This is a genomic window from Nitratireductor sp. B36, assembly GCF_020833685.1.
In the GTDB taxonomy this organism is placed as follows: Bacteria; Pseudomonadota; Alphaproteobacteria; order Rhizobiales; family Rhizobiaceae; genus Nitratireductor.
Window position 1 is genome coordinate 820966 of the sequence record NZ_JACKZY010000002.1, and the last position, 25161, is coordinate 846126.

Sequence of the window (25161 nt, forward strand, 5' to 3'; positions counted from 1 at the left end):
TATTCTTTGAAGAACATGCGTATCCCGCTTGATCAGCAGGGTTTCTACCGCTAGTCGTTGACGTGTGCGGACGTGGCGAAACTGGTAGACGCAGCAGACTTAAAATTTGCCGCCTTCGGGCTTGCGGGTTCGACCCCCGCCGTCCGCACCAACAATCCAGCTGACGGTGGGTTTTGGCGAAACCGCAAGCGCTGTTTTACCAAGTGATGCTCAGGCCGAGATTCCCCTCGAATATTTGCTTCTTCTCGCCACCGATGTTTGTGGTGTAATCGGCAGTTGCAAAAAGCCCGACCTGCTTGGTGAGGTTCGCGACAAGCCCTGCACCCAACTCCAGTGAGGTGCCTTCGAGCTCGGTTGCAACCGGATCCCCGCCGAAACGCAGGATGTGATCTGACGAGAATGTGTGCCAGAGATTGGCCTTGAGATAGGGTTTTAGGCTGCGACCACCCTCGGCCTGAAAATCTCCTTCCAGACGCATTCCCAGCCGCCCGGTTAAGACGTTGTCTGTATCGAATGTGACCGTCGAAAAACGGTCGTTCTGGTCGTCGAGGGAAAGGTGTTGCCAGATCAACTGGGCCTGCGGTTCCAGGCTCCAGCGATCGTGCACGACAATGGGGTAGCCTGCCTCTACAGAGGCCGCGATACCGGAACCATCCACATCAATGGCTTCGCCGGCGTCGGAGCGTGTCTCTCCACCAAACCAGGTGCCGAGCAAAACGCCATCCACATACCACCCATTGGGCGCAACATGCGTCCAGTAGCCGCCCACGCTGGTGCCATGGACATCGAGTTCGCCAACTGCCAGATCATTCCAGCCAATGGCCTGGCCTGTAATGTCACCGTTCATGCGGGCGTGACTGATGAAAATACCCGCACGATCAATGTGCCCATCGTCGCTTTCGCGACCAATCAGGTCCTGGCCGATCTGGAAGCCAAACAAGTTCCCGTCAAAACCCTGGGCAACGGTGCCCTCCCATTTGCTCTCGACCGATTGGCCGAAGAGCCTGCTCCAGCTCGCGGGCAAAACCGCGTCACCATTCTGGAGAAAAGGTTGTGCTCCACGCCTTTCATGAAACGTGCCAAGCGTGGATGCGGCCAAATGCTGAAGAACGGGAGGAACGGCGGAATAGGTTGCAACCTCCGGACGGTAAAGCGGTACCGTTTCGCCGGTCACCAGGGACGCGCCTGGGGTGGGCGGCGGTGTGACCGGCCCCGGAGCAGGCTCCGGCACAGAGGGCGAGGGGGTCGATGGGTTGACGACAGTCGAACGCAGATACCAGTTCTCCTGCGTCCCGGCGGAAACACCGCCTCTATAAAGCTGATATTCGAAGGCTCCGACCGCGACGCGGTCGTTGAGGGAGAAAGCTCCGGCTGCAGTCGTGCCGCTTCCGGTTGCTTCCACAACCATGATCCCATCCTGAACCGTGGCGCCACCACTGCCGCCTGCGTTCACGATTGAAATACCGGTGGAACCGGTAGCGGTCCCCTCAGCAATCACAAGCTTGTCTGAAGGCGAGGCGTCGTCTCCCAGCACCGTGTTCAAAGAGAGGTTTCCACCATCTCCGACGTAATCGCCTGTGATCGTGAAAGTATCAGAGGCACTGTTCCCACCATTGGTCAGATCGATGGTGCCGGCATTGCGCACAATTGCGCGCTGGCCGGCGCCGAACGCATTGATGCCGCCATTTGCAGAGCCGCCGAACAGAGTGCTGGTTGCATCGATGTTCACGGTGCCGGTGCCCGTCCCACTGTCGCCGAGCGTGAGTGTTTCACCGCCCGCGAAGGTCAGCGCGGATGCTGCGTTTACATTGATGGTTTCAAGTGTCTGGAAACGATCGGGGCTGCCAGTTACCACGCCTTCTAGGGTCAGATCGTCTGTGCCAAGGCCGCCGAAAAACCCGCTCATTCCGGCGAGATTGGTTTCGTTCAGGTTGCGAAGCGTGGCGGTATCGTCGTCGCCGCCCATATCCACATTTCCACCGATGCTTCCGCCGCCATCCCAAAGAAGCGTATCGGATCCCACGCTCAACCGGACATCCCCGCCTACAGAACCGCCAGTGATTGTGACGCGGTCCGTGCCTCCGCTGACGCTGATGTTGCCACCGATGGAGCCTCCGGACAGGATGATCGTGTCGTGCCCGAACCCGGCCACCAGATTGCCGTCAATCGTGCCGCCAGACATATCGAAAATGTTATTGGCGAGTTTCATATCGACACGACCGATGCGCCCACCGGTCATGACCGCTTCGTCGCCATCGTCAAAGTAGTTGACGATGTGACCTCCCGACATGAAGAACGTATCGAAATGTCCGCCCTGGTTCAGGCTGTCGATTTGGCCGCCAGTCATCCTGAAATCATCGATGCCGTCGCCTTGCTGCAACTGCCCGTTGATCTCACCTGAATGGACTTCGACCGTATCGACGTCAGGACCAAAAGTGACATTGCCATTAATGACGCCGGTGCCGCCAGCAGGCAGTGTCAGCGTGTTGTCGCCGGAAAGGTCCAGAACATCGCCCGTGTGCGTTCCGCTGTCACAGACGAACACGTCGTTGCCGGCTGTTGGGACGAGAGTACAGGCGGCCTGGGCGTTGGAAACCGGCCAAGCCAAGAAACCTCCCAATGCGCTGCCCGACAACAAGATTGCGGTTAATCGACCATTGAACGTGCGATAGTGCATGTGCCCCCTCAAACCACTGGCATCACGACGCAGCTTTTTGTTCTGGTCGGCGCTCCTTCGGAATATCAGGACTCTAGAAGTGCCGTTTTTGAGTGCGTGGTGATGATCTATTGCAGTTCTACCAAGCTGCCCTTTGCTTGCCGAATCTTAGATACCGTTAATTTACAAAGATTAACGAGACCTAACTCGGCTTACAATTACTCTACGGCTGGATTTTTTTGCGCCTTGCATTTCCATTCGCAGTCTTCGGTTCAACCATGACTGACGATCACATCCAGAAAGGCTTCGCCGTAGCGCTCGAGCTTGGCATCACCAATGCCGGAAATCCCCGCCATTGCCTTTCGGGAGGTCGGACGAACGGCAGCCATTTCGATCAGGGTGCGGTCGTGGAAGATCACATAAGGCGGCAGGTTTTGTGCTCGGGCGATCTCAATGCGCTTTTCGCGCAAGGCTTTGAACAATTCGGCATCGGCGGGAGCGAGCGCGCTGGCAGCATCGCTTCCTGAAGCACGGCGGCTTCTGCCCTTAGCTGCGGGCCGAGGAACACGCAGCATCAGCTTTGGTTTATCCCGCAGGAATTGCGCGCCTCGTTCTGAAATGGAAAGTCCGCCATGGCCGCTGAAATCCACATCGACGAAACCATGAGCGACCATCTGGCGAAGGATGGAGCGCCAGGTGCGCTGATCGTGTTCCTTGCCGATGCCGTAGGTGGAGATCTGATCATGACCGAAGCGGGCTATGCGCTCATCTTCCGCACCGAGCAGCACGGATACGATGTAGGCCTGACCGAAGCGTTCGCCTGTGCGGTAGATGCAGGAGAGCGCCTTTTGCACAGCGATGGAGCCGTCGAAACGCTCCGGCGGGTTGGCGCAGGTATCGCAATTGCCGCAGGGCTCGCAGTGGTCACCGAAATAGTTCAGCAGAACCTGACGGCGGCATTGAGCCGTTTCCGCAAGCCCTAGCAGAGTGTCGAGCTTCTGCATTTCCATTCGTTTGCGTGGATCGGGAGCTTCGGACTCCTCGATGAAACGACGGCGCAGAGCAATGTCGTCGAAACCGTAAAGCATCAGGGCTTCCGATGGCAGGCCATCGCGGCCGGCACGGCCCGTCTCCTGATAATAGGCTTCAATGCTGCCAGGCAAATCGAGATGGGCAACGAAACGCACATCGGGCTTGTCGATGCCCATGCCGAAGGCGATCGTGGCGACCATGACAACGGCTTCTTCGCGCTGGAAGCGTGTCTGATTGGCTTCGCGCATCTCACAGTCCATACCCGCATGATAGGCGAGTGCGTTCCAGCCTTCCGACTGAAGCCAAGCGGCAGTCTCGTCGGTTTTGCGTTTGGAAAGGCAGTAGACGATGCCGCTCTCGTCCCTGTGCTTTTCAAGGAACCGCTGGAGCTGCCGACGCGGATTGTCCTTTTCTTCAATGGCATAATGTATATTGGGCCGGTCGAAACCAGCGATGAAACTGTCGCGTTCGGCGATACCCAGATGTGCAATGATCTCCGCGCGGGTGGGGGCGTCAGCGGTTGCCGTCAAGGCCATGCGCGGTGTGTCGGGGAATTCCTGCACCAGCGCATCGAGTTGGCGATAATGGGGGCGGAAATCGTGACCCCATTGGGAGAGGCAGTGGGCTTCATCGATTGCAATGAGCGACAGGGGAACCTGCTTCAACCGGTCTACGACAGCCGGTCTCAAGAGAGTTTCGGGCGAAACATAGAGAAGGTCGAGAGCGCCTTTTCCTATCGCCTTCCAGATGGCCTGTCGGGCTTCGAGTGGTAAATTGGAATTCAGTGCAGCGGCCCGTACGCCTGCCTGTTTCAATGCCGCGACCTGATCGGCCATGAGCGCGATGAGGGGCGAAACTATCAGGCCAAGGCCTGGGCGGCAAAGTGCGGGAATTTGATAGCAAAGGGATTTGCCGCCACCTGTTGGCATCAGGACGAACGCGTTGTTGCCCGCGATCACATGATTGACGATTTCCGCCTGGCGACCCCGAAAGGCCTCATATCCGTAGACGGTCTTGAGGATGTGCGTCGGGTCAGCGGTCACGGCAGGCCTGTCGGGAGAATCGGGTGATTATTCTCTCATAACAGGTTTCGCCCAGCGCTGCAGACCGGGGAGGCGGGTGAGGTGCGGCAGCGCCGCACCGTGCTTTTTTGCGCACTTGTGGGCAGCAAAGACCTTTTTAAGCGTTGCTGCCGCCATCCACGGCCAGTGATGCGCCTGTGATGTAGTGCCCCTGAGGGCTTGCGAGATGAGCGACCATGGCAGCTATGTCGTCCGGCGCGCCGTATCGACCAACCGCATTCAATGCGCGCTGCCCGTCCGCTCCCGGTCCATCAGCCGGATTCATGTCGGTATCCGTTGACCCGGGATCGACCACATTGACCGTAATGCCGCGTGCGCCGACATCGCGGGCCAGCCCTTTGGTGAAGCCGATGAGAGCGGACTTGCTCATGGAATAAAGCGTAACACCGCCATGGGGAACGCGCTGGGCGAAACAGGAGCCTATCGAAATGATGCGCCCCCCTTCACCCATATGTGAAAGTGCAGCCTGGGATGCGACGAAAACGCCTTTCACGTGGATGCCAATCGTGCGGTCGAGCTCTTCGATCGTCACCTCTTCCGGTGGACCATAAGGAAAAATACCGGCGTTGTTCACAAGAATATCGAGACGGCCAAAGGTTTCGGCAGCGGTATTGACCGCAGTGGTGATTGCATGGTGGTCGGCGCTGTCGGCCTGGATGGCAAGGCCGCGACGACCGGCAGCATTTATCTCAGCCGCAACGTCTTCGGCCTTTGTCGCGCTTGCAGCATAGGTGATTGCAACGTCGGCGCCACGCGCTGCAAGACGCCGGGCGATGGCTGCTCCAATCCCGCGGCTACCCCCTGTTACGAGCGCTGCCTTGCCAATCAAATCCTGGTGCTTTTCCGTTCGGGTCATGGTGAGCTCCTATTTATGTACCGATCGTTATAAAAATAGTCAGACTTGAGAAATCGGGTCAAGGAAATTATTTACGGCTTGGTACAAAAGGTTTTCAGAATGGCTGGACGCGGCAGGCCTAGAGCTTTCGACAGGAACAAAGCCTTGCATCAGGCGATGCGGGTGTTCTGGTCATGCGGATATGAAGGTGCTTCGGTGAGTGAACTGGCTGAAGCAATGGGCATCAACAAGCCGAGCCTTTATGCGGCATTCGGCTGCAAGGAGGCTCTCTTTCGTGAAGCAATAGAGCTCTATGAGCGTGAAGAGGGGGCTCCAGTCAGTGAGGCCTTGCAAAACGGGAGGACAGCACGGACGGCCATCGAGACGGCGTTGCGCGTCAATGCGCGCAGCTACACGAATCCAGAGAATCCGAGAGGTTGCATGGTCGTCATTTCAGCCCTTGCAGGAGCGCCGGAGAACAATCCGGTTTGCCGGTTCCTGGCTGAAAACCGACGTGGCAGCGAGGACGATTTCCGTCGACGTGTGGAACGCGGGATTGCAGACGGGGATGTGCCGGAGAGCGCCAATCCCCGCAGCGTAGCCGCATTTTACGCAACCGTTATGCACGGACTTTCGATCCGCGCCCGAGACGGGGCCACAGCGGCCGAACTCGAGCGGGTCGTCGATAGCGCCATTGCAGCGTGGGACACCATCGCGCGCTGAGAGGCGGCTGCCAAACAGGCTGGCGAGAAACGCGCAGGTTTGACAAAGTGTGTCCTCTATCAGGAGGATACCATGCCCAACACCAAGCCCCTACCGTCCACTGAACTCAAACCGTGGCATACGGTTGCACCGCTTCTGGTGGATGTGGCCATGGGGCGCCGCCCGGCTGACCTGGTAGTGCGCAACGGGCGCTGGGTGAATGTCCATTCGGGCGAAGTGATTCCCGCGACAGATATCGCCATTGTGGCAGGGCGCTTTGCTTATTGCGGGCCTGATGCGAGCCACGCCATAGGCGAGACAACCAAGGTGGTCGACGCCACTGGGCGCTACCTCGTGCCGGGACTGTGCGATGCGCATATGCACGTGGAGAGCGGCATGGTGACAGTGACGGAGTTCTGCCGCGCCGTGGTACCGCATGGGACGACCTCCATGTTTGTTGATCCCCATGAGATCGCCAATGTTCTTGGCCTCGACGGCGTGCGGCTGATGCATGACGAGGCCATGGCGCAGCCGATCAATGTTTTCGTGCAGATGCCATCCTGTGTGCCTTCCGCTCCGGGCCTGGAGAATGCCGGCGCCGAAATCACGGCCGAGGATGTGGCGGAAGCCATGAACTGGCCAAACATCATCGGGCTTGGCGAAGTGATGAATTTCCCCGGTGTAGCTGCAAACAACGCGACGATGATTGGGGCAATTGCTGCGACTGTGAAGGCTGGGAAGACGGTTGGCGGGCATTATGCCTCGCCGGACCTTGGTCTGCCGTTTCACGGTTATGTGGCCGGCGGGCCGGAGGACGACCATGAGGGCACGCGCGCCGAGGATGCAATTGCACGCGTAAGGCAGGGCATGAAGGCCATGCTGCGGTTGGGCTCAGCCTGGTATGATGTGGCAAGCCAGATCAAGGCGGTGACAGAACAGGGGCTCGACCCGCGCAATTTCATTCTGTGCACAGATGACAGCCACTCTGGAACGCTGGTCGATGACGGGCATATGGACCGAGTGGTGCGGCATGCGATCGCCCAGGGGCTGAAACCGGTTACGGCGATCCAGATGGCGACGATCAACACGGCCGAGCATTTTCATCTCGAACGCGAGCTTGGTTCCATCGCACCGGGACGGCGAGCCGATTTTCTCATCGTGTCGGACCTGGCCGAACTTGCCATTGACGAGGTGTTCGCGCGGGGTGTGAGGCTCGCACGGGGTGGTCGGCTCGAGGCAGATATTCCCGTTTATGATTACCCCGAGAAGGCGAAGAGCACGGTGCGGCTTGGCAAGGAGATTGCAGCAGAGGATTTCGACATCGCGGCGCCGGAAGGCGCGAAGCATGTGCGGGCGCGGGTGATCGGTGTAATCGAGAACCAGGCGCCAACGCGGGCACTCGAAGCAGAACTCAATGTCGAGGACGGCGTTGTCGCCATGGATCGGCGCAATGATGTCTGCCAGATTGCTCTGGTGGAACGGCATCGCGGCACAGGGCAGGTGACGAACGGTTTTGTTTCGGGCTTCGGCTATATGCAAGACTGTGCGATGGCCTCGACGGTTGCACATGATTCACATCACATGATCGTGGTGGGGACCAACAAGGAGGACATGGCGAAAGCCGCCAACCGGCTGGGCGAAGTCGGCGGCGGCGTGGTGCTTTTCTCGAAGGGGCGCGAGCTCGCGCTGGTCGAGATGCCGATTGCCGGGCTGATGTCGGACGAGCGCGCGGAAGTGGTGGCGCGGAAGGCGGCGAAGCTGACTGCAGCCATGCGAGAGATGGGCTGCACGCTCAACAATGCCTATATGCAGCATTCGCTTCTGGCCCTGGTGGTGATTCCGGAACTTCGGATCTCCGACGCAGGTATCATCGACGTATCGAATTTCCGAAAGGTCGACTTGTTTCTATGATAAACCAGATCACCGGCGTCGTCCTTGGCCGGTCGCGAGCTCTATAACGTTGAGCGGCGTGGTGATGACGATATCGGCGGCCGAGCCGAACGTCTGTCCGAGGCCGCGCACGAGTCTCTCCATCTGGCCTATAACCACGTCTTCATCCTCCTCGTTCAGCTCTCCCTCGCTGGACAAGCGCTCGCCGAGCAGGCGAACGAGGACCGGATTCTCGGCAAATTTGGTGTGGTTTAGCCAGTCTCCGGACGAGACATTTGTGACATCGATCACCGTCACACCCAGCGCCGTCAGGTCTTCTGCGTTGCGATAATCACCGAGCCGAGGCTGATTGCCGGCGATGAAGCCGGAGAGGGTGAGTGCTCTGTCATTCTGGGAAGTCAGGACTGCAAAGGGCCGCTGTGGCACGCCGTAGCGCCGCATCTGGCCCTTGAACACATCGATATCGATGTCCGGAGAGGCGAGGATGACGTCGGCGAGCCTTCCCCCGAGATCGCGATCTCCTGAAAGGGCAAGCTGACGCAAGGCCTCCATGGTCACCCAACTGCCCATTGAATGGGCCACAACATCGATGCGTCGAGCACCGGCGCGGGCGAGCGTGCGCAGGGTCTCTTCAAGCGCGTCGCGCGCTGAAGTGGCACTGTTGCTGTCATAGACATAGTCGATAGTGCGGCCGGCAGACGGCCAGGAAAACAGAATCGGCGTGCCGGCATATTCTGAATCGTGAAAGATCTGCGCGGCGCGATAGACCGCGTCGTCGAAGCCGGTATTGTATCCATGGATAAAGACGAGTGCGCGCCCATTGTGGGCGGCGATGTCGTCTCTAAGTGCTTTTTCGAAATCGCTTCCCCCGGGAAAGAGTATTGCGCGGTGAGCCGCAAAATAGCGGGCAGGGTCGGCAATACGGGGATTTGGAGCGAGCTCCATCTTTCCGGTTTCATGCACGGCGGGAACGGTGATCTCGACCTTTGCAAAGGCTGGCTCGGGTGCCCGCCCGCCGGCAAATATTTCGCCAGGCTTGTCGGTTGGCATTCGATTGGTGGCGATGAAAATGCCATGATTTCCGGCAATCTGATCAGCGCGTGCAGGTGCAATCGTTTCGGCTATCAGACGGGAAGCGTGCGGGTTTGCACAGCCCGTGATCAGGAAGAGCAGCAGAAGGACGAACAGGTTCGGGAATTTGCGGAACGGCATGCGACGAAAATCCTGCTCGTGCTTTGTGGATCAAAAATATCGGATCCCAGGTCTCATTAGGAGGAAAGAGGTTTCACTTGGAAGCCTATCTTTCCCAGAAAACCGGCGTGAAGATGACCAAAACCGCCAATATTTCAAGCCGTCCCATCAGCATGGCAAAGGCGATTATCCATTTGGCAAGATCGGGAACCGGCGCAAAGCTGCCCGCGGGGCCAACGACCTGTCCAAGACCGGGGCCGACATTGGTGAGGCCGGTCAGCGCGGCGGAAATGGCGGTGACGAAATCGAGCCCGGTGGCGGCAAGCAGCAGGATGATGACCGCCCAGATAACAAGAAATGCCGACATGAACAGCACGACTGCGCGTTGCAGATCGTCATCCACCGGTCGGTCGCCGTAGCGCACTGTGACGATCGTGTTTGGATAGACGAAGCGGCGCAGGCCATTTGCCAGAAGCTTGAACAGGATCAGGAACCGATAGGCCTTGATTCCACCGGTGGTCGACCCGGAACAGCCGCCGAGGAACATGGCGACGAAGGCAGCGGCCACGGCAAAAGCTCCCCATTGGGAATAGTCGTCGCTGGCATAGCCTGTGGTGGTGATAATCGACACGAAATTGAAGGCCGAATGGGTGAGGGCATCGAAAAACGTGTGGTCGTGGACAAGACGCAGATAGATGGCAACGGCTAGGACGAACACGATCACATAACCGGCGAAGACGCGGATCTGAGGATCGCGCAGCGCATCAAGTCTGCCGCGAACGGCAAAGAGGATCAGGATTGAGAAGGGCAGTGCCGAAATGAACATGAAGAGGGTGCTGATCCAAAGGACCGCCGGATTGTCGGCGTAATAACCCATGGACGCATCGTGGGTGGAGAAGCCTGCCGTCGCGATGGTTGTCAGTGCGTGATTTACTGCATCAAACGCCCGCATGCCCGCAGCCGCATAGGCAATGGCGCAGGCGAGTGTGAGCAGCGAGTAGATGCTGATGAGGCCCAGCCCGAATGTCGAGAAACGGTCGAAAGGCCGGTCTTCGATATCGGAGGATTCGATCCGGAAATACGACACGCCGCCCACATTGAGGAACGGAAGGACGAAAAGCCCCAGCGCAATCACACCGAGGCCGCCGATCCATTGTAGTATGGAGCGCCAGATAAGCAGCCCGGGAGGCATACTGTCGAGACCTACGATAACCGTGGCGCCAGTTGCGGTGACGCCTGAAACGGATTCGAAAAATGCATCCGCCACACTGAATTCCACCGAAGAGGCCAGCATCGGCACGGCTCCGGCGATGCAGGCCGTCATCCACAAGAGGTTGACAACGAGAAAGCCGAAACGGGAGGAAATGGCAGGCGCGCGCCCTTGGGTGGCAAGCGACACGCCAATGGCAAGCCCGCCGGTGAAGAGTGCGGAAAAGGCAAACACCTGCCAATCGTCATTGCCATAGTAAAGGTCTACGGCGGCCGGGATGAGCATGGCGGCCGAAAGGTATATGGCAAAGACCGCCGCGATGTGGAGTGCGGCGCGTATGGCGAGATACTGCAAGGACTGAACCTCAGGCTGCTCATCAAAGCGTCTGTTGTTCGGGAAGCGGTCCCCCTCCCTGGCGCGAGAGTGGCGTCCCGCGCCCCGATATGCAATAGCCCGTAGGACACAAGCACGGGATAGGCAAGAGAGCATGAGTGCAGCAGCGAGAAAGGACGAGTTCGTCAATGCGGTCGCGGAGGCGGCGGAGGCGCTGCGCTCGCTTTTTGCCGAGACGCCGCTTCAGGAGAACGATTACCTGTCCAAGAAAACCGGCGCCCGGGTTTTCCTGAAGCGTGAGGATCTGACACCGGTTCGTTCCTACAAGATACGCGGCGCCTTCAATTTCTTCCGCAAGGCGATGGCACGCGGAGGGCAGGAGCGAACCTTCGTTTGTGCTTCGGCGGGCAATCATGCACAGGGATTTGCTTATGTATGCCGCCATTTCGGCTGCAAGGGCGTCGTTTTCATGCCGGTTACGACGCCTCAGCAGAAAATCGACAAAACGCGTATTTTCGGCGGAGATTTCGTTGAAATCCGGCTGATTGGCGATTTTTTTGATGATTGTTACCGTGCCGCGCTTTCATTCGCAGAGGAAAGTGGCGGGGCAATGGTGCCGCCATTCGATCACCCGGACATCATCGAGGGGCAGGCGACAGTCGGACGAGAGATCGCCGAGCAGATCCAGTCGTTCGATGGGGCGCAGATGGACGACAGCCTGGTGATTCTGCCCGTCGGCGGTGGCGGGCTGGCCTCTGGCGTGACGCGTTATCTTACCGCGTGCGGGGAGGCGGGAGCCTTTGCTTTTGCCGAACCGGAGGGTGCCGCCAGCCTGCAGCAGGCGCTGGTGCAGGACCGGCCTGTGCGGCTCGAAAGGGTAGACAATTTTGTCGACGGGGCTGCTGTCGCCGAGATTGGCGCGGCTCCGTTTTCGCATCTCAAGGCGTTTGATGCCGAGGCTGTGCATCTGGTGCCGGAGAACCGGCTATGCGCGACGATGATCGAAATGCTGAACATCGAGGGGGTGGTTCTGGAACCGGCGGGAGCGCTGGCGATCGATACGCTAAAGGATTTCGCGCCGCAGGACCTTGCAGGGCGAACCGTGATTGCAGTGGTGTCGGGCGGAAATTTCGACTTCGAGCGTCTGCCGGATGTAAAGGAACGAGCGCTTCGCTTTGAGGGGCTTAAAAAGTACTTCATTTTCCGCTTCCCGCAGCGACCTGGCGCATTGCGCGATTTCCTCGATCTTCTGGGGCCGGAAGACGACATCACGCGGTTTGAATATCTCAAGAAATCGGCGCGCAATTTCGGTTCGGTTCTGATCGGCATAGAGACACGGAACCACGCAAACTTCGATGTGCTGACCCAACGGTTCGACGCTGCAGGCTGGGCCTATCAGGATATTACGAACAACGACACGATCGCCGGATTGATCATCTGAGGCTGAGGGCAAAGGGGGAACGCTCCCTGCCGTTCGGACGCCGTTCCGTGAGGGGCCGTCTGGTTGCAAAGCACAAATTAGCGATTGCACTTTGTCCTCGAATAGCCCATATGACGCCAAGACGCATGGGCTGGCGCTGCCGGCTTTCTAAAATGACTGGTTGCGTCTGATGCCACCGCCCGCGGGCGGGAGCTTAAGCCGGCACTGCCGGCGCGACAGCGCAGCCGCACGGGGCATACCCGTCGTCTCGTCGTTCATTCAAACATTTATTCGGCAGGTTGCGCCCTGCCACGTATCAATTGCGACGCCTGACGGCGTCAGCATGGGAAAGATTGCAAATTGACCAATGACAACAATGCGAAACAGATTGGTTTCGCGGAACTGGGAATTACGGGCTCACTGTTGAAGGCGGCTGAAGATGCGGGGTTTGTGACCCCCAAGCCGATCCAGGAGAAGGCCATTCCCGCAGTGCTTGCTAAGCGCGACGTTCTTGGAATCGCACAGACCGGTTCCGGCAAGACGGCGGCTTTCTCACTGCCCATTCTCTCGCAGATCATCGCGCTTGGCTCCAAACGGGTTCGCAAGACCGCCAGGGCGCTGATCCTGTGCCCGACGCGGGAACTGGCCGTGCAGATCGACGATGTGGTGCGCGAACTTTCGCGCCACGCGCATCTGGCCACAGCGCTGGTGCTTGGTGGTGTCTCCCGCAACAGCCAGGTGAAGCGGCTTGCTCAGGGCGTCGACATTCTGGTGGCGACGCCGGGCAGACTGACCGATATTGTGCGGTCCGGCGAACTCTCGCTTGCCGAAACGCGGTGGCTTGTGCTCGACGAGGCCGATCGCATGCTGGATATGGGCTTCATCAATGATGTGCGGCGCATCGCGCGTGCAACACACCCGGCGCGCCAGACCGCATTGTTCTCCGCAACCATGCCCAAGGAAGTCGAGGGGCTTGCAAAAAGCCTGCTCAACGATCCCTTGCGGGTCGAGATTGCAAAGCAGTCGACCACGGCAGGTGAGATCACTCAGCATTTGGTGATGGCGCGGACCAAGCAGAAGCGCAAGATTCTCTCCGACATGCTGGCAGATGAGGCCATGCGTTCCGTGATCGTCTTTGCGCGCACCAAGCACGGTGCCGACCGCGTAACACGCGATCTGGAGCGTGATGGGTTCGAGGCTGCCGTTATTCACGGAAACAAATCCCAGAATGCCCGCCAGCGCGCGCTGAACGGCTTTCGGGACGGATCGGTGCGTATTCTCGTGGCGACCGATATCGCGGCGCGTGGCATTGACGTTCCCGGAATCAGCCATGTGGTGAATTTCGACCTGCCCGACCAGCCCGAAAGCTATGTGCATCGCATCGGGCGTACTGGCCGCAATGGCGCTTCCGGCGAGGCAGTGACGCTGTGCGACCCCGCCGAGGCTGACAAGCTTAAGGCCGTGGAAAAAATTATCCGGATGCGACTGCCATTGAAGGCGGATTACACATCGGAGCCTGATCCGGTCCGTCAGCCTCCTGCCAACAATGCCGGTGAGCGTCGCGCTGCGGCGAAACCTTCGAAAGGTGGCGAAAATCGCAGACCGCAGCGGTCCGCTGCGAAACCGCAGCACCGCGCAGAACAAGGGCAAAACGAAGGCGACAAACCCGTACGCCGACGCCGCAGAAATCGCAACAGGCGGCCTGGCATGCGCGCCGCTTAGCCTTTTGAGCCATATTCACGATCAGGGCTGATCGGCCGATAGGCCGGTCTGGCCCAATTGTCGCCGGCGGCCTGTTCGGTTAGGCCAAGTCTGTCTGGGCTTGTGGCCAGAACGGGAGGGAATGGCGAAGCGATGATCGGTCTTGCGATTTTGGCGATTGGCTATGTCCTGTCGCAATTCTACCGGTCGTTTCTGGCTGTCCTGACCCCGGCGTTGACGTCCGAACTCGGTGCCACCAAGGCTGAGTTGTCGATGGCGTCGGGTGCGTGGTTTGTTGTTTTTGCCCTGATGCAGTTCGTGGTGGGCGTGTCGCTCGACCGCTATGGCCCGCGCCGCACGGCAGCTTTTTTGCTGACGGTTTGTGGCGGGGGTGGCGCGCTGATGTTTGCACTGGCGCCGACGCCTGGCACAATCATTCTTGCCATGGCACTCAACGGGGCAGGGTGCTCTGCCGTCTTGATGGCCTCCGTGTTCATCTTCGCAAAATCCTTTTCGGCGGGACGCCTTACCATCCTCATTTCCTGGCTGGTCGCCTTCGGCACGCTCGGTAATGTTGTGGGATCTGCGCCGATGGCTGCGGCGGCAGAAGCTTTTGGCTGGCGAAGCGTGATGGGCGGGCTGGCTTTTTTCACGATTCTCACCGGCATCGCCATTCATCTGCTTGTTCGGGATCCTGCCCCGGCAGGGGAAACTGGAAAGGAAACCGGTTCGGGTTTCAAGGGATATCGCGAGCTCCTCAGCCTTCGCGTGCTCTGGCCAATCCTTCCTTTGACTGCCTTGAACTATGCGCCCGCCGCAGGCATTCGCGGGCTTTGGGCCGGGCCCTATCTTTCCGAGGTCTATAGCGCGGATGCGCTGATGATCGGGAAGGCCACGCTTTTCATGGCGTTGGCGATGTCGGCCGGCAGTTTTGTCTACGGCCCGCTGGACGTTTTTTTTCGCACACGGAAATGGGTGGCCGTGGGCGGCAACCTCATCGGGCTCCTGGCGATCCTGTTCCTGGCTATCAGCCCGGTCACGTCTATTGTCACAACCACGACCATCTTTGTGGTCATCGGCCTGTGTGGCGCGAGCTATGGCCTGTTGATGGCGCATGGCCGAGCGTTTGTTCCAGCCCATCTGACGGGGCGCGGCGTGACACTTCTGAACTTCTTTTCAGTGGGCGGAGCCGGGGTGATGCAGTTTCTTACCGGTGGCGTTGTGTCAGTATCCACCGTGCCTGGCGATCCGGTAGCAGCGTACCAGACCCTGTTCGTTTTCTATGCGGCGCTGATTGCGCTTTCACTGGCGATATACCTGGCCTGCAAAGATGCTCCGCCCGAGATCGAGCGGAGGCATGGCGGCTGAGATCAGGTTTTGGCGGATGCGCGTTTTTCCGGTTTCTTACGTGGTCCCAGGGAACGTTTGTTCCAGCCCGTCAGACGGTACATGACAAAAAAGATCAAGGACGATGGGAAGAGCCGCAGAAATTTAAGCGGCCAGACCAGCCGCTTTGGGAAGGTGATTTCGTACCCGCCCTTGTGAAGGCCTCTATCGATGCGGCGGGCAGCCTCCGACGCGGTCAAAAGTGCCGGCATCGAGAAATTTGTCTTCCTGGTGAGCGGCGTGGCAACAAAGCCCGGATTGATGATTTGAGTCCGGATGTTGAGCTTCTCGAAATCGTAGCGCAAACCTTCGACGAGATTATTGAGCGCGGCTTTTGTCGACCCATAAGCGGCAGCGGACGGCATCCCGAAGAAAGAGGTGACAGAGCCCATGACCGCGATGTGGCCGAAGCCGCGGTCACGCATCCGGTCGGACACCGGAATCAAGCCGTTCAGTGTGCCAAAAACATTGATCTGGTAGCTGCGAACAAAGTTGGTGGTTTCAAGCCGGTCACCCCGCACCGGGAGATATGTTCCTGCATTGAAGACTGCCAGCGTGATAGGTCCGAGATTTTTTTCGATTTGCGCAACGGTGCGCTCCATCCCCGCTTCGTTCATCACGTCGCAGGGGAAAACGAATATTCGCCCTTCGAGATCTTCTGCTTCACGGGTGATGGAGGAAAGACCATCTTCGGCGCGGGCAGTGGCGGCGACAGTGTATCCCTGGCCGGCAAGACGCACCGCAAGCGCCCGTCCGATGCCAGTGCTGGCGCCGGTGATCCATGCTACTCCATCCTTTGGATTGGCCCGGTAAAGCGCCATCCCAATCCCCTCCAATTTTGGGGCAGGTTTATCGGGCGTGGCGCATGTTGAAAAGCGCCTTGTGGACAGTACACACCGAAATCGTTTCTGCAGGCATACAATAAGCGACAGCTTTGCGTGCTTTTGCGCTGTGGCGCAAAATCGCACCTTGCAACGCCGCTATGGGCTTTCTAACCTCCGCAAAAATCGAAAGAGGATGCCATGAAAAACTCGGTTGTGGACGCCATTGGCAATACCCCACTGATCCGCCTCAAGCGGGCCTCGGAAGAAACGGGATGCGAGATTTTCGGCAAGGCCGAGTTCATGAACCCGGGCCAATCGGTCAAGGACCGGGCCGGGCTTTTTATCATCCGCGATGCAGAAAAACGGGGGCTTTTGAAGCCAGGCGGCGTCATTGTGGAAGGCACTGCGGGCAACACCGGCATCGGCCTGACAGTGGTGGCCAAGGCGCTGGGTTATCGCACCGTGATTGTGATTCCCGAGACCCAGAGCCAGGAAAAGAAAGATGCCTTGCGGGTGCTGGGAGCCGAGCTGATCGAGGTTCCGGCTGTCCCCTACAAGAACCCGAACAATTACGTGAAGGTTTCCGGCCGCCTTGCCGAACAGCTCGCAAAATCGGAGCAGAGCGGTGCCATCTGGGCCAATCAGTTCGACAATGTCGCCAATAGGGAAGGCCATGTGCGCACAACCGCTGCGGAAATCTGGGAGCAGACGGGAGGAAAGATCGACGGTTTCGTTTCGGCTGTCGGCACAGGGGGAACCCTGGCTGGAGTGGCAGAGGGCCTGCGCGGCAAAAGCAGAGATGTGAAGGTGGCACTGGCCGATCCGATGGGGGCGGCCCTTTTCAGCTATTACACTGCGGGTGAACTGAAATCCGAGGGCACGTCGATCACCGAAGGTATAGGGCAAGGGCGTATCACGGCCAATCTGGATGGCTTTGCGCCCGATTTCTCTTTCCAGATCCCCGACGACGAGGCGCTGCCGATCGTCTTTGATCTGGTGCAGGAGGAGGGGCTGTGTCTTGGCGGCTCGACCGGGATCAATATCGCCGGCGCCATTCGGCTTGCGCGGGAACTGGGGCCGGGGCATCGCATTGTGACGATCCTCTGTGACTACGGAACGCGCTATCAGTCCAAGCTCTTCAATCCATCATTCCTGCGCGAAAAGGGGCTGCCTGTACCCGGCTGGATGGATCAATCTCCGGAGATCGACGTTCCGTTCGAGGAGGTTGCCTGATGGCGCAGACGGAAGCGCTTTTTCGAGATGATGCCTATATGCGCGAAGGCGCGGCGCGCGTCATCGGGATCAATGATCGCGGCGGAATCGTTCTGGACCGCACGATGTTTTACGCAACGTCTGGCGGGCAGCCGGGCGACACCGGACGCTTTGTCCGCGAGGATGGCTCGATTATCCAGATCGCTGCCACGGTGACGGGGGAGACCAAGGATGAGATCATCCATGTGCCCGCTGCGGAGCAGGTTTTACCCGAGATGGGCGAGACTTTGCAGCTAACGATCGACTGGGATCGCCGCTTCAAGCTGATGCGTATGCACACGGCCTGTCACCTTCTGAGTGTGATCTGTCCTTTTCCGATCACCGGGGCTTCGGTGAATGAGGCCGATTCACGGGTAGACTTTGACCTCCCCGATGCAAGCGTCACCAAGGAGGATGTCAGCGCCAGGCTGATGGAGCTGGTGAACGGGGGACATCCTGTCTTCACCCGCTGGATCAGTGAGGAGGAGCTTGATGCCAATCCCGGTCTTGTGAAATCGAAGAATGTGCGACCGCCGCGGGGGGCTGGGCGCATCAGGCTTGTCTGTATCGGCGATGAGGCGAGCGTCGACAGCCAGCCATGCGGCGGCACGCATGTTGCGAACACGGCCGAAGTCGGGGAAATCCATATCGGGAAGATCGAGAAAAAGGGGCGGGAGAACCGCCGCTTCCGCATTCGTTTTGGCCCTCCGCCAGCAAACTGATATCGCGAGGATCCCATGAGTGAAACAAGCCGATTTACCGTTTCGTCCGAATGGCTGGAGAACCGACTGGATCAACCCGGTCTCTCCATTGTCGATGCCTCCTGGTATCTCCCGGCGCAAGGGAGAGATGCGAAGGCGGAGTACGAGGCAGCCCACATCCCAGGGGCGGTGTTTTTCGATCAGGACGCGGTTGTGGATGCCGGTTCTGATTTGCCGCATACGCTGCCAGATGCCGCAACTTTTCAGCGGCATGTGAGCGCCATGGGGATCTCCAAAACCGACACCATCGTGGTCTATGACGGGCCGGGCCTGTTTTCTGCGCCGCGTGTGTGGTGGATGTTCCGGGTCATGGGCGCGCAAGATGTGCGGGTTCTCGATGGCGGCCTGGACGGCTGGCGGGCCGAGGGGCGTGTGCTGACCAACGAGCCAACCAAGATCGCTCCCTCCGTTTTCAACGCTGCGCTGGATGAAACGCGTGTCGCCGACATCGATGCTGTACGGAAGGCTGTTGAAGACGGATCAGCGCAGATCGCCGATGCGCGTCCCGCGAGACGCTTTACAGGTGAAGATCCGGAGCCGCGTCCTGGCATGCGTTCGGGCCACATGCCAGGAGCACGCAATGTGCCGGCTTCGGCTCTTGCGCGCGACGGCAGGCTTCTTGCGCCGCCGGATTTGCGGGCGCTGTTTGAACAGGCGGGCATCGATCTAAATCGACCTGTGGTGACATCCTGTGGTTCCGGGGTGACTGCGGCGGTGATCACGCTGGCGCTGGAAACGCTGGGGCACACGGACAATCAGCTTTATGACGGATCCTGGAGTGAGTGGGGTGGCCGTGAAGACACACAAGTTGTGACCGGGAAGGAAGGTTGAAAGACAGGCAACAGCACGTTCATCCTGAATTCAGACGTCTTGCACAAAGATCGCCAGAACGGACGAACCTGTTTCCTGAAAGGAGCTTTCCATGTTGAATCGCCGTCAGATGCTTGGGACCGTCATTGCAGCGGCCTTTTTGCCGAGTGCGGCCATGGCACAATCCACCATGCCTTCGGCATCTCGCATTCAGCGGAGCCTGGAGGCAGCTCCAACGAGGCGCGTACGCCCGCAGGACCGTGTGACTGTGCGCGAACTGAAACGCCGGCCCGACCTGCGCCGTCGTGCGCCTTCCATCGATATTCAGGCGATCAATTTCGGCTTTGATTCGGCTGAGATCCCTTACTCCCAGTTTCGCAAGGTGGAAGAGATCGCCAATGCCCTGCATCAGTTGCGTCGCCGGCGGCCGGGAACCATTGTGCTTCTGGAAGGGCACACGGATGCGGTCGGGTCTTTCGGCTACAACCAGCAACTTTCCGAGCGCCGTGCTGCTTCACTGCGGCGCGTATTGGTGCGCGAGTTCGGTGTGCCCGCGCGTATGCTGGAGACAGTTGGGTATGGCGAGGAATTTCTTTTGGTGCCCACACCCAATGAGAACTGGCGCAACCGCCGCGTGACCCTGCGCCGCATCGACGACTTCCTGCGCTGACAAGAGGACGCTGACAAGAGGACGCTGACAAGGGCGCCCTGTTAGGCGGGTTTGGCTGAATTCGGGTGGAAGCGGATAATCCGGCAGGCAAACTGGTCCCCTCACTTTTGAAGGAGACCAGTTATGGGACTGATCAGATTTGTGGCCATGACGAGCGATGAAGCGAACGCCTTTCGCAATGGCGCACCCGATGCTTACGGGATGAAGCCCGAACGAAGATTATCGGACGGCAGTGGTGTTCCATGCCGCCATTGCCTTCGTTCGGTACCTGAGGGCAAACCCTATCTTATCCTGGCGTACCGGCCATTTCCGCAGACCCAGCCCTATGCCGAGACGGGGCCGATTTTCCTGTGTGCGGACGAATGCGAGCGGGCACCGGACAGCGATGTCATGCCCGAACTGTTTCGCGCCCGCACGGAGTGGCTTGTGCGCGGTTACGGTCATGACGATCGTATTGTCTATGGCACGGGGGCAGTGACGCCGAAACAGGATATTTGTACGCGGGCACACGAACTCCTGCAGCGTGAAGATATTGCCTATCTTCACATGCGTTCTGCGCAATACAACTGCTATCAGGTGCGCATAGACCGGGCCTGACCGCCTTTACCTCGAGCAACGAACAAAAAAGCCCGCCGTTTCCGGCGGGCAACGTTGGAGGCAGAGTGTTTATTTTCAGGCGGCGAGCGCGGATTTTGGCTCGGCCATTTCGTAGCCCAACGCTTCGGCAACGGCCTGGTTTGTGATGCGGCCCTTGTGGACGTTCAGGCCATTGCGCAGGTTCTGATCGTCGACGAGTGCCTTAAGGCCCTTGTCGGCAAGCTGCAGACCGTAGTGCAGTGTGGCGTTGTTCAAGGCGTGTGCCGAGGTAACGGGCACGGCGCCCGGCATGTTTGCCACGCAATAGTGAATGATGCCGTCGACCTCATAGGTGGGGTCAGAATGGGTGGTGGCATGCGAGGTTTCGAAGCAACCGCCCTGATCGATCGCGACATCGACCAGCACGGCGCCCTTCTTCATGCCCGAAAGCATCTCGCGGGTGACCAGCTTGGGCGCTGCAGCGCCAGGAATGAGCACGGCGCCGACAATGACATCGGAAGAGAAGCATTCTTCTTCCAACGCCTCAACGGTGGAGTAGCGCGTGTGGACGCGGCCATTGAAGATGTCGTCCAGCTCGCGCAGGCGGGGAATGGAACGATCGATGATCGTCACATCGGCACCTAGGCCAACGGCCATCTTGGCCGCATTGAGACCCACCACGCCGCCGCCGATGATGGCGACCTTGCCGGGAAGAACGCCCGGAACGCCACCAAGCAGCACGCCCCGTCCGCCATTGGCCTTTTGAAGGGCGGTGGCACCAGCCTGTATCGCAAGACGGCCCGCCACTTCCGACATGGGAGCAAGCAGGGGGAGGCCGCCGCGCGTGTCGGTCACGGTTTCGTAGGCAATCGCAGTGACGCCGGCATCGACAAGACCTCGGGTCTGATCCGGGTCAGGCGCGAGGTGAAGATAGGTGTAGAGGATCTGGTCTTCGCGCAGTTGCACCCATTCGGCGGGCTGCGGCTCCTTGACCTTGACGATCATGTCCGACTTGGCGAAGACCTCCTCCGCCGACCGGGCAATGATGGCGCCGGCCGCACGATAGGCATTGTCATCGGCACCGATGCCCGCACCCGCACCGGTTTCCACCAGCACCTCGTGCCCGTGCGCCACATATTCGCGTACCGAACCGGGCGTCAGGCCGACACGGTATTCGTGATTCTTGATCTCTTTCGGGCAGCCGACGCGCATGGGCGTTTCCTCCGGGCTTAGCAGCGATTTTTCTGGCTCAATGGATGAGACCACAAAAACGGCCGAACGTCTTTGCGAAGTTGTTTGCGCTGCGGCTGGTTTTTCGTTATTTCTTGCGTAAAATCGCGAGAACTTGGGAGGAATTTCGAAGAATGGCTCTTGATAGGATTGATATCGCCATTTTGGAAGTTCTGCAGAAGGATGGGCGAATATCCAATTCCGCGCTTGCGGAACAGGTGGGCCTGTCGCAGTCAGCCTGTTCGCGCCGCCTCGACAATCTGGAAAAGAGCGGCGTCATCAAGGGATACCATGCCCGGCTTTCAAATGCAGCCCTTGGCCATGGCGTCACCGTCATTGTTCATATCTCGCTTTCGGGACAGTTTGAACGCACGCTCAGCGAGTTTGAGGCGGCAGTGCAGCGCTGTCCGAATGTGGTGTCCTGCCATCTCATGTCGGGTGAGTATGATTATATCCTGCGGATTGCGGCGCGTGACCTGCAGGATTACGAACGGATTCACAAAGAGTGGCTGACCGGTATGCCCCATGTGATCAAGATCAATTCCGCTTTCGCGTTGCGCGAGGTGGTGGACAGGACCGGTATGGGGTTGAAACCGCAGATGGCCTGACGGCGGGGGCAATCAGCTGGCAACAACAATGTGGTCCATTGGAATGTCGTGGGGCTGCGGGTAGATCGTCGGCACTTCGGCTAGGGCGTAGCCGATGCCGATGAGAAGCGGCCGTTTCGGCAAGACGGCGATGGTTCGATCATAAAACCCGCCACCATAGCCCAGTCGGTAGCTGGAAGCATCGAACCCCACCAGCGGGGAAATGATGATGTCGGGACTGACCGTCTTGTCGACTGCCGGAATGGGAATGTTCCAGACCCCGCGTTCAAGCCTGTCTCCCGGGCGATAGGGGCGGAAGAGGAGGGGTGCGGCTTTCCGTATGACGACCGGCAAGGCTGGCGTGGCGCCGCGCTCATGGAGGGTGGCGAGCCATGGGCGCAGGTCCGGTTCGCCCCGAAACGGCCAGTAGAGGCCAAGGACGCGGCCTGAAGGATCTCCGATCAGAGCGTCGAGCTTTTGCGCAATGACGCCCGCAAGGCGCGCGCGCTCGGCGGCGGGGATGGCTAGGCGCTCAGTGATCAGGCGCTCGCGTGTGGCCCTGCGCCAGCGGCGAACCTCCGGCCAAACCTCCTTATGGGATGGACCGGCTCCGTCGGCCAGCTCGTGCATGAAGCAGGGTGGAGAGGCATAGGTCATTTTACGTTCGTCTGCTTCATCGTTCATCGCGTCTCTCCCCATCGTCCAAAGCGGTCAGCCTTGAGGAGGCTGCATCGGCTGCTGCTGCAATCCTGTCCTGGACACGACAGACGACCGTCATGGAGCGGCCTAGACCCGTGTCACGCCGGTGTCACGAGATTTTGCTGGAAGTCTCAACGCGACGGCGCAATCATGCTCCTTCGCCGGTTCTTTTCAAAGGCTCAGGAGAGACGATCATGATGTCCGCATACGCCTCCATGTCCCGCCGTTCGTTCCTGGCGGGCTCTGCTGCCGCAGGTTCCATGGTGCTGATGCACCCATTTTCCGCCAAAGCTTCGGTGAACCAGGCGCATCTGCGCATCATGGAGACCACCGATCTGCATGTGCATGTCTTTCCCTATGATTATTACGCGGACAAGCCGAATGACACGATGGGGCTCGCCCGCACCGCATCGATCATCGACGCAATCCGCGCCGAGGCGACGAACTCGATCCTTGTCGACAATGGCGACTTCCTCCAGGGCAACCCGATGGGGGATTACATCGCCTATGAGCGCGGCATGCGCGAGGGAGACATTCATCCGGTGATCAAGGGCATGAACACGCTGGGCTATGATTGCTCGACGCTCGGCAATCACGAGTTCAATTACGGGCTCGATTTCATGTTCAAGGTCCTTGCGGGCGCCAATTTTCCCTTTGTCTGTGCCAATCTGACCAAGGGACAGCTTGCCGCAAATGGACGCGATGATGACCTGTTCCTGAAACCCTATGTGATCCTTGACCGGACAGTGAAGGACGGCAGCGGGACGGAACATCCCATTCGTGTCGGCCTGATCGGCTTTGTGCCGCCGCAGATCATGAACTGGGATTCCAAACATCTGACCGGCAAGGCGATGACGCGCGACATCATTCGCGCGGCGGAGGCCTGGGTGCCGCAGATGCGCGAGGAGGGCGCCGACATCGTGGTGGCGCTGTCTCATTCCGGTATCGGTCCGGCGCAATATGAGGAAAACCTCGAAAACGCGTCTTTGTTGCTTGCGGGCGTTGAGGGCATCGATGCGATCGTGACCGGTCACAGCCATCTCGACTTTCCCGGTCCGAAGTTCGAGGGGATCGAAGGGGTGGACAATGCGAAGGGCACGATCGCTGGCAAGCCGGCCGTGATGGGCGGTTTCTGGGGCTCGCATCTGGGTCTCATCGACCTGCTTCTGGAAAGGGACGGGCAGAGCTGGGTGGTCGTGAATGCGACCTCCGAGGCGCGCCCGATCTTCAAGCGGGTCGAACGCCAGACCGAGCCGCTCGTCGAGAGCAAGGCGGAGGTCGAGGAAGCGGTCCGCGACGACCACGAGGCAACCCTTAAATATGTGCGCACGGCTGTGGGCAAGACGTCTGCGCCGCTGCATTCCTATTTCGCGCTGGTGGCCGACGATCCCTCCGTGCAGATCGTGAGTCAGGCGCAGACCTGGTACATCACCGACATGCTGAAGGATGGCGAGTACAAGGATCTGTCGGTCCTGTCGGCGGCAGCGCCCTTCAAGGCGGGTGGTCGCGGCGGCCCCGACTATTATACGGACGTGCCGGCCGGCGATGTGGCCATCAAGAATGTGGCCGATCTCTATCTGTATCCAAACACGGTTCAGGCCGTTCTGGTGACCGGGGCGGATGTGAAGGAATGGCTGGAAATGTCCGCTGGCATATTCAACCAGGTGGAACCTGGCAAGGCAGACCAACCGTTGCTCGATCCATCCTTTCCTTCCTATAACTTTGATGTGATCGACGGTGTGACTTATCGGATCGACCTGTCGCAGCCGCCCAAATATTCATCCAAGGGCGAGCTTCTCAACGCGGAATCAAGCCGTATCGTTGACTTGCAATTCAATGGCCAACCCATTGACCTGGCTCAGAAGTTCATTGTGGCGACGAACAATTATCGTGGCGGTGGAGGGGGAAACTTCCCCGGTATCGGCCCAGACAAAGTGATCTTTGCCGCGCCCGATACGAACCGTGATGTGATCGTGCGCTATATTGTCGAGCAGGGGACGATCAACCCCACGGCCGATGCCAACTGGGCCTTCAAACCATTGCCGGACACATCGGTCCTGTTCGAAACGGGACCGAAAGGAGCGGAATTCGCTTCCAGCGTCGAGGGGGTTTCGATTGAACCCGCGGGCGAGGGGCAGGAGGGCTTCGCCCTCTATCGCATTACGCTTTAGCGATAAAATCTGGTGGGCCGGGCCGTGGGCTCGGCCTTTTTTGTATAAGAAACAGTTCTTTGCTGAAGGGTGTTGAGATTCTGATTCCGCTCCAGCGACATGGCGATGCATTGACATTCGGATGGTACGGCGCGATCTGCGGGC

The 25161-nt window shown here is 59.1% G+C and carries 20 protein-coding genes and 1 tRNA gene; 13 read left to right on the forward strand and 8 right to left on the reverse strand.

Going from position 1 to position 25161, the window contains the following annotated elements:
* Window positions 1-66: 66 nt before the first annotated feature.
* Window positions 67-151 (forward strand) — tRNA-Leu (locus H7H48_RS10505).
* A gap of 45 nt (window positions 152-196) precedes the next feature.
* On the opposite strand, the gene H7H48_RS10510 is transcribed toward H7H48_RS10505, so the two are convergent.
* The 3 genes from H7H48_RS10510 to H7H48_RS10520 form a co-directional block, all read right to left on the reverse strand.
* On the reverse strand, window positions 197-2677 hold the full coding sequence (locus tag H7H48_RS10510; RefSeq protein ID WP_229449002.1) for an autotransporter outer membrane beta-barrel domain-containing protein: 2481 nt from the start codon (window positions 2675-2677) through the stop codon (window positions 197-199).
* 251 nt (window positions 2678-2928) lie between these two features.
* The gene (gene recQ, locus H7H48_RS10515; RefSeq protein WP_229449003.1) at window positions 2929-4731 is read right to left on the reverse strand and encodes a DNA helicase RecQ; all 1803 of its coding nucleotides are present in this window, start codon (window positions 4729-4731) and stop codon (window positions 2929-2931) included.
* A 136-nt stretch (window positions 4732-4867) separates the two neighbouring features.
* Window positions 4868-5626, reverse strand: coding sequence for an SDR family oxidoreductase (locus tag H7H48_RS10520; protein WP_229449004.1), 759 nt, complete (start codon window positions 5624-5626; stop codon window positions 4868-4870).
* 144 nt (window positions 5627-5770) lie between these two features.
* Here H7H48_RS10520 and H7H48_RS10525 point away from each other — a divergent pair, with 144 nt between their 5' ends.
* Together H7H48_RS10525 and ade are read left to right on the forward strand one after the other, a co-directional pair.
* Window positions 5771-6328 carry a TetR/AcrR family transcriptional regulator gene (locus tag H7H48_RS10525; protein WP_229449005.1) on the forward strand — a complete coding sequence of 186 codons (558 nt, stop codon included), beginning with the start codon at window positions 5771-5773 and terminating at the stop codon, window positions 6326-6328.
* A gap of 72 nt (window positions 6329-6400) precedes the next feature.
* Window positions 6401-8218, forward strand: coding sequence for an adenine deaminase (ade, locus tag H7H48_RS10530; protein WP_229449006.1), 1818 nt, complete (start codon window positions 6401-6403; stop codon window positions 8216-8218).
* 9 nt (window positions 8219-8227) lie between these two features.
* Here ade and H7H48_RS10535 read toward each other — a convergent pair whose 3' ends face one another.
* Together H7H48_RS10535 and H7H48_RS10540 are read right to left on the reverse strand one after the other, a co-directional pair.
* Window positions 8228-9409, reverse strand: a complete 1182-nt coding sequence (locus H7H48_RS10535) for an alpha/beta hydrolase (RefSeq protein WP_229449007.1) — start codon at window positions 9407-9409, stop codon at window positions 8228-8230.
* Window positions 9410-9494: 85 nt separating this feature from the next.
* Complete coding sequence (locus H7H48_RS10540; protein WP_229449008.1) at window positions 9495-10952, reverse strand: TrkH family potassium uptake protein; 1458 nt, start codon at window positions 10950-10952, stop codon at window positions 9495-9497.
* A 133-nt stretch (window positions 10953-11085) separates the two neighbouring features.
* On the opposite strand from H7H48_RS10540, the gene ilvA reads away from it, so the two are divergent.
* The 3 genes from ilvA to H7H48_RS10555 all read left to right on the forward strand — a co-directional run bounded on the left by ilvA (window position 11086) and on the right by H7H48_RS10555 (window position 15420).
* Window positions 11086-12372, forward strand: coding sequence for a threonine ammonia-lyase IlvA (gene ilvA, locus H7H48_RS10545; RefSeq protein ID WP_229449009.1), 1287 nt, complete (start codon window positions 11086-11088; stop codon window positions 12370-12372).
* A 339-nt stretch (window positions 12373-12711) separates the two neighbouring features.
* Complete coding sequence (locus H7H48_RS10550) at window positions 12712-14073, forward strand: DEAD/DEAH box helicase (RefSeq protein WP_229449010.1); 1362 nt, start codon at window positions 12712-12714, stop codon at window positions 14071-14073.
* Window positions 14074-14205: 132 nt separating this feature from the next.
* Window positions 14206-15420, forward strand: a complete 1215-nt coding sequence (locus H7H48_RS10555) for an MFS transporter (protein ID WP_229449011.1) — start codon at window positions 14206-14208, stop codon at window positions 15418-15420.
* 2 nt (window positions 15421-15422) lie between these two features.
* Here the strand turns inward: H7H48_RS10555 and H7H48_RS10560 are convergent, their stop codons facing one another.
* Window positions 15423-16259: an SDR family NAD(P)-dependent oxidoreductase gene (locus H7H48_RS10560; protein ID WP_229449012.1), complete on the reverse strand. Its 837-nt coding sequence runs from the start codon at window positions 16257-16259 to the stop codon at window positions 15423-15425.
* A gap of 201 nt (window positions 16260-16460) precedes the next feature.
* Between H7H48_RS10560 and H7H48_RS10565 the strand changes: the two genes are divergently transcribed.
* The 5 genes from H7H48_RS10565 to H7H48_RS10585 all read left to right on the forward strand — a co-directional run bounded on the left by H7H48_RS10565 (window position 16461) and on the right by H7H48_RS10585 (window position 20351).
* Window positions 16461-17495, forward strand: coding sequence for a cysteine synthase A (locus H7H48_RS10565; protein WP_229449013.1), 1035 nt, complete (start codon window positions 16461-16463; stop codon window positions 17493-17495).
* Window positions 17495-18235, forward strand: a complete 741-nt coding sequence (locus H7H48_RS10570) for an alanyl-tRNA editing protein (RefSeq protein WP_370633346.1) — start codon at window positions 17495-17497, stop codon at window positions 18233-18235. The genes H7H48_RS10565 and H7H48_RS10570 overlap by 1 nt, the downstream gene beginning before the upstream one ends.
* Window positions 18236-18250: 15 nt before the next feature.
* A complete protein-coding gene (gene sseA, locus H7H48_RS10575) occupies window positions 18251-19105 on the forward strand; it encodes a 3-mercaptopyruvate sulfurtransferase (protein WP_229449014.1) in 855 nt (284 codons plus the stop codon).
* A 91-nt stretch (window positions 19106-19196) separates the two neighbouring features.
* A complete protein-coding gene (locus H7H48_RS10580) occupies window positions 19197-19754 on the forward strand; it encodes an OmpA family protein (RefSeq protein WP_229449015.1) in 558 nt (185 codons plus the stop codon).
* 123 nt (window positions 19755-19877) lie between these two features.
* Window positions 19878-20351 (forward strand): DUF1203 domain-containing protein, encoded by a 474-nt coding sequence (locus H7H48_RS10585; protein WP_229449016.1) that lies wholly within the window; start codon window positions 19878-19880, stop codon window positions 20349-20351.
* A gap of 75 nt (window positions 20352-20426) precedes the next feature.
* On the opposite strand, the gene ald is transcribed toward H7H48_RS10585, so the two are convergent.
* Window positions 20427-21542 (reverse strand): alanine dehydrogenase, encoded by a 1116-nt coding sequence (gene ald / locus H7H48_RS10590; RefSeq protein WP_229449017.1) that lies wholly within the window; start codon window positions 21540-21542, stop codon window positions 20427-20429.
* 152 nt (window positions 21543-21694) lie between these two features.
* On the opposite strand from ald, the gene H7H48_RS10595 reads away from it, so the two are divergent.
* Window positions 21695-22168 (forward strand): Lrp/AsnC family transcriptional regulator, encoded by a 474-nt coding sequence (locus tag H7H48_RS10595; RefSeq protein ID WP_229449018.1) that lies wholly within the window; start codon window positions 21695-21697, stop codon window positions 22166-22168.
* Between the two features lie 12 nt (window positions 22169-22180).
* Here H7H48_RS10595 and H7H48_RS10600 read toward each other — a convergent pair whose 3' ends face one another.
* Window positions 22181-22831, reverse strand: a complete 651-nt coding sequence (locus H7H48_RS10600) for a 5-formyltetrahydrofolate cyclo-ligase (protein WP_229449019.1) — start codon at window positions 22829-22831, stop codon at window positions 22181-22183.
* Between the two features lie 212 nt (window positions 22832-23043).
* On the opposite strand from H7H48_RS10600, the gene H7H48_RS10605 reads away from it, so the two are divergent.
* Window positions 23044-25017, forward strand: a complete 1974-nt coding sequence (locus H7H48_RS10605) for a bifunctional 2',3'-cyclic-nucleotide 2'-phosphodiesterase/3'-nucleotidase (RefSeq protein ID WP_229449242.1) — start codon at window positions 23044-23046, stop codon at window positions 25015-25017.
* Window positions 25018-25161 lie beyond the last annotated feature (144 nt).

Coding starts and splice junctions, on each gene's coding strand:
- H7H48_RS10510 (WP_229449002.1), bottom strand. CDS start 2,677: ATGCACTATCGCACGTTCAATGGTCGATTAACCGCAATCTTGTTGTCG.
- H7H48_RS10520 (WP_229449004.1), bottom strand. CDS start 5,626: ATGACCCGAACGGAAAAGCACCAGGATTTGATTGGCAAGGCAGCGCTC.
- ade (WP_229449006.1), top strand. CDS start 6,401: ATGCCCAACACCAAGCCCCTACCGTCCACTGAACTCAAACCGTGGCAT.
- H7H48_RS10535 (WP_229449007.1), bottom strand. CDS start 9,409: ATGCCGTTCCGCAAATTCCCGAACCTGTTCGTCCTTCTGCTGCTCTTC.
- ilvA (WP_229449009.1), top strand. CDS start 11,086: ATGAGTGCAGCAGCGAGAAAGGACGAGTTCGTCAATGCGGTCGCGGAG.
- H7H48_RS10555 (WP_229449011.1), top strand. CDS start 14,206: ATGATCGGTCTTGCGATTTTGGCGATTGGCTATGTCCTGTCGCAATTC.
- H7H48_RS10560 (WP_229449012.1), bottom strand. CDS start 16,259: ATGGCGCTTTACCGGGCCAATCCAAAGGATGGAGTAGCATGGATCACC.
- H7H48_RS10565 (WP_229449013.1), top strand. CDS start 16,461: ATGAAAAACTCGGTTGTGGACGCCATTGGCAATACCCCACTGATCCGC.
- H7H48_RS10570 (WP_370633346.1), top strand. CDS start 17,495: ATGGCGCAGACGGAAGCGCTTTTTCGAGATGATGCCTATATGCGCGAA.
- sseA (WP_229449014.1), top strand. CDS start 18,251: ATGAGTGAAACAAGCCGATTTACCGTTTCGTCCGAATGGCTGGAGAAC.
- H7H48_RS10580 (WP_229449015.1), top strand. CDS start 19,197: ATGTTGAATCGCCGTCAGATGCTTGGGACCGTCATTGCAGCGGCCTTT.
- H7H48_RS10585 (WP_229449016.1), top strand. CDS start 19,878: ATGGGACTGATCAGATTTGTGGCCATGACGAGCGATGAAGCGAACGCC.
- ald (WP_229449017.1), bottom strand. CDS start 21,542: ATGCGCGTCGGCTGCCCGAAAGAGATCAAGAATCACGAATACCGTGTC.
- H7H48_RS10595 (WP_229449018.1), top strand. CDS start 21,695: ATGGCTCTTGATAGGATTGATATCGCCATTTTGGAAGTTCTGCAGAAG.
- H7H48_RS10600 (WP_229449019.1), bottom strand. CDS start 22,831: ATGAACGATGAAGCAGACGAACGTAAAATGACCTATGCCTCTCCACCC.
- H7H48_RS10605 (WP_229449242.1), top strand. CDS start 23,044: ATGTCCGCATACGCCTCCATGTCCCGCCGTTCGTTCCTGGCGGGCTCT.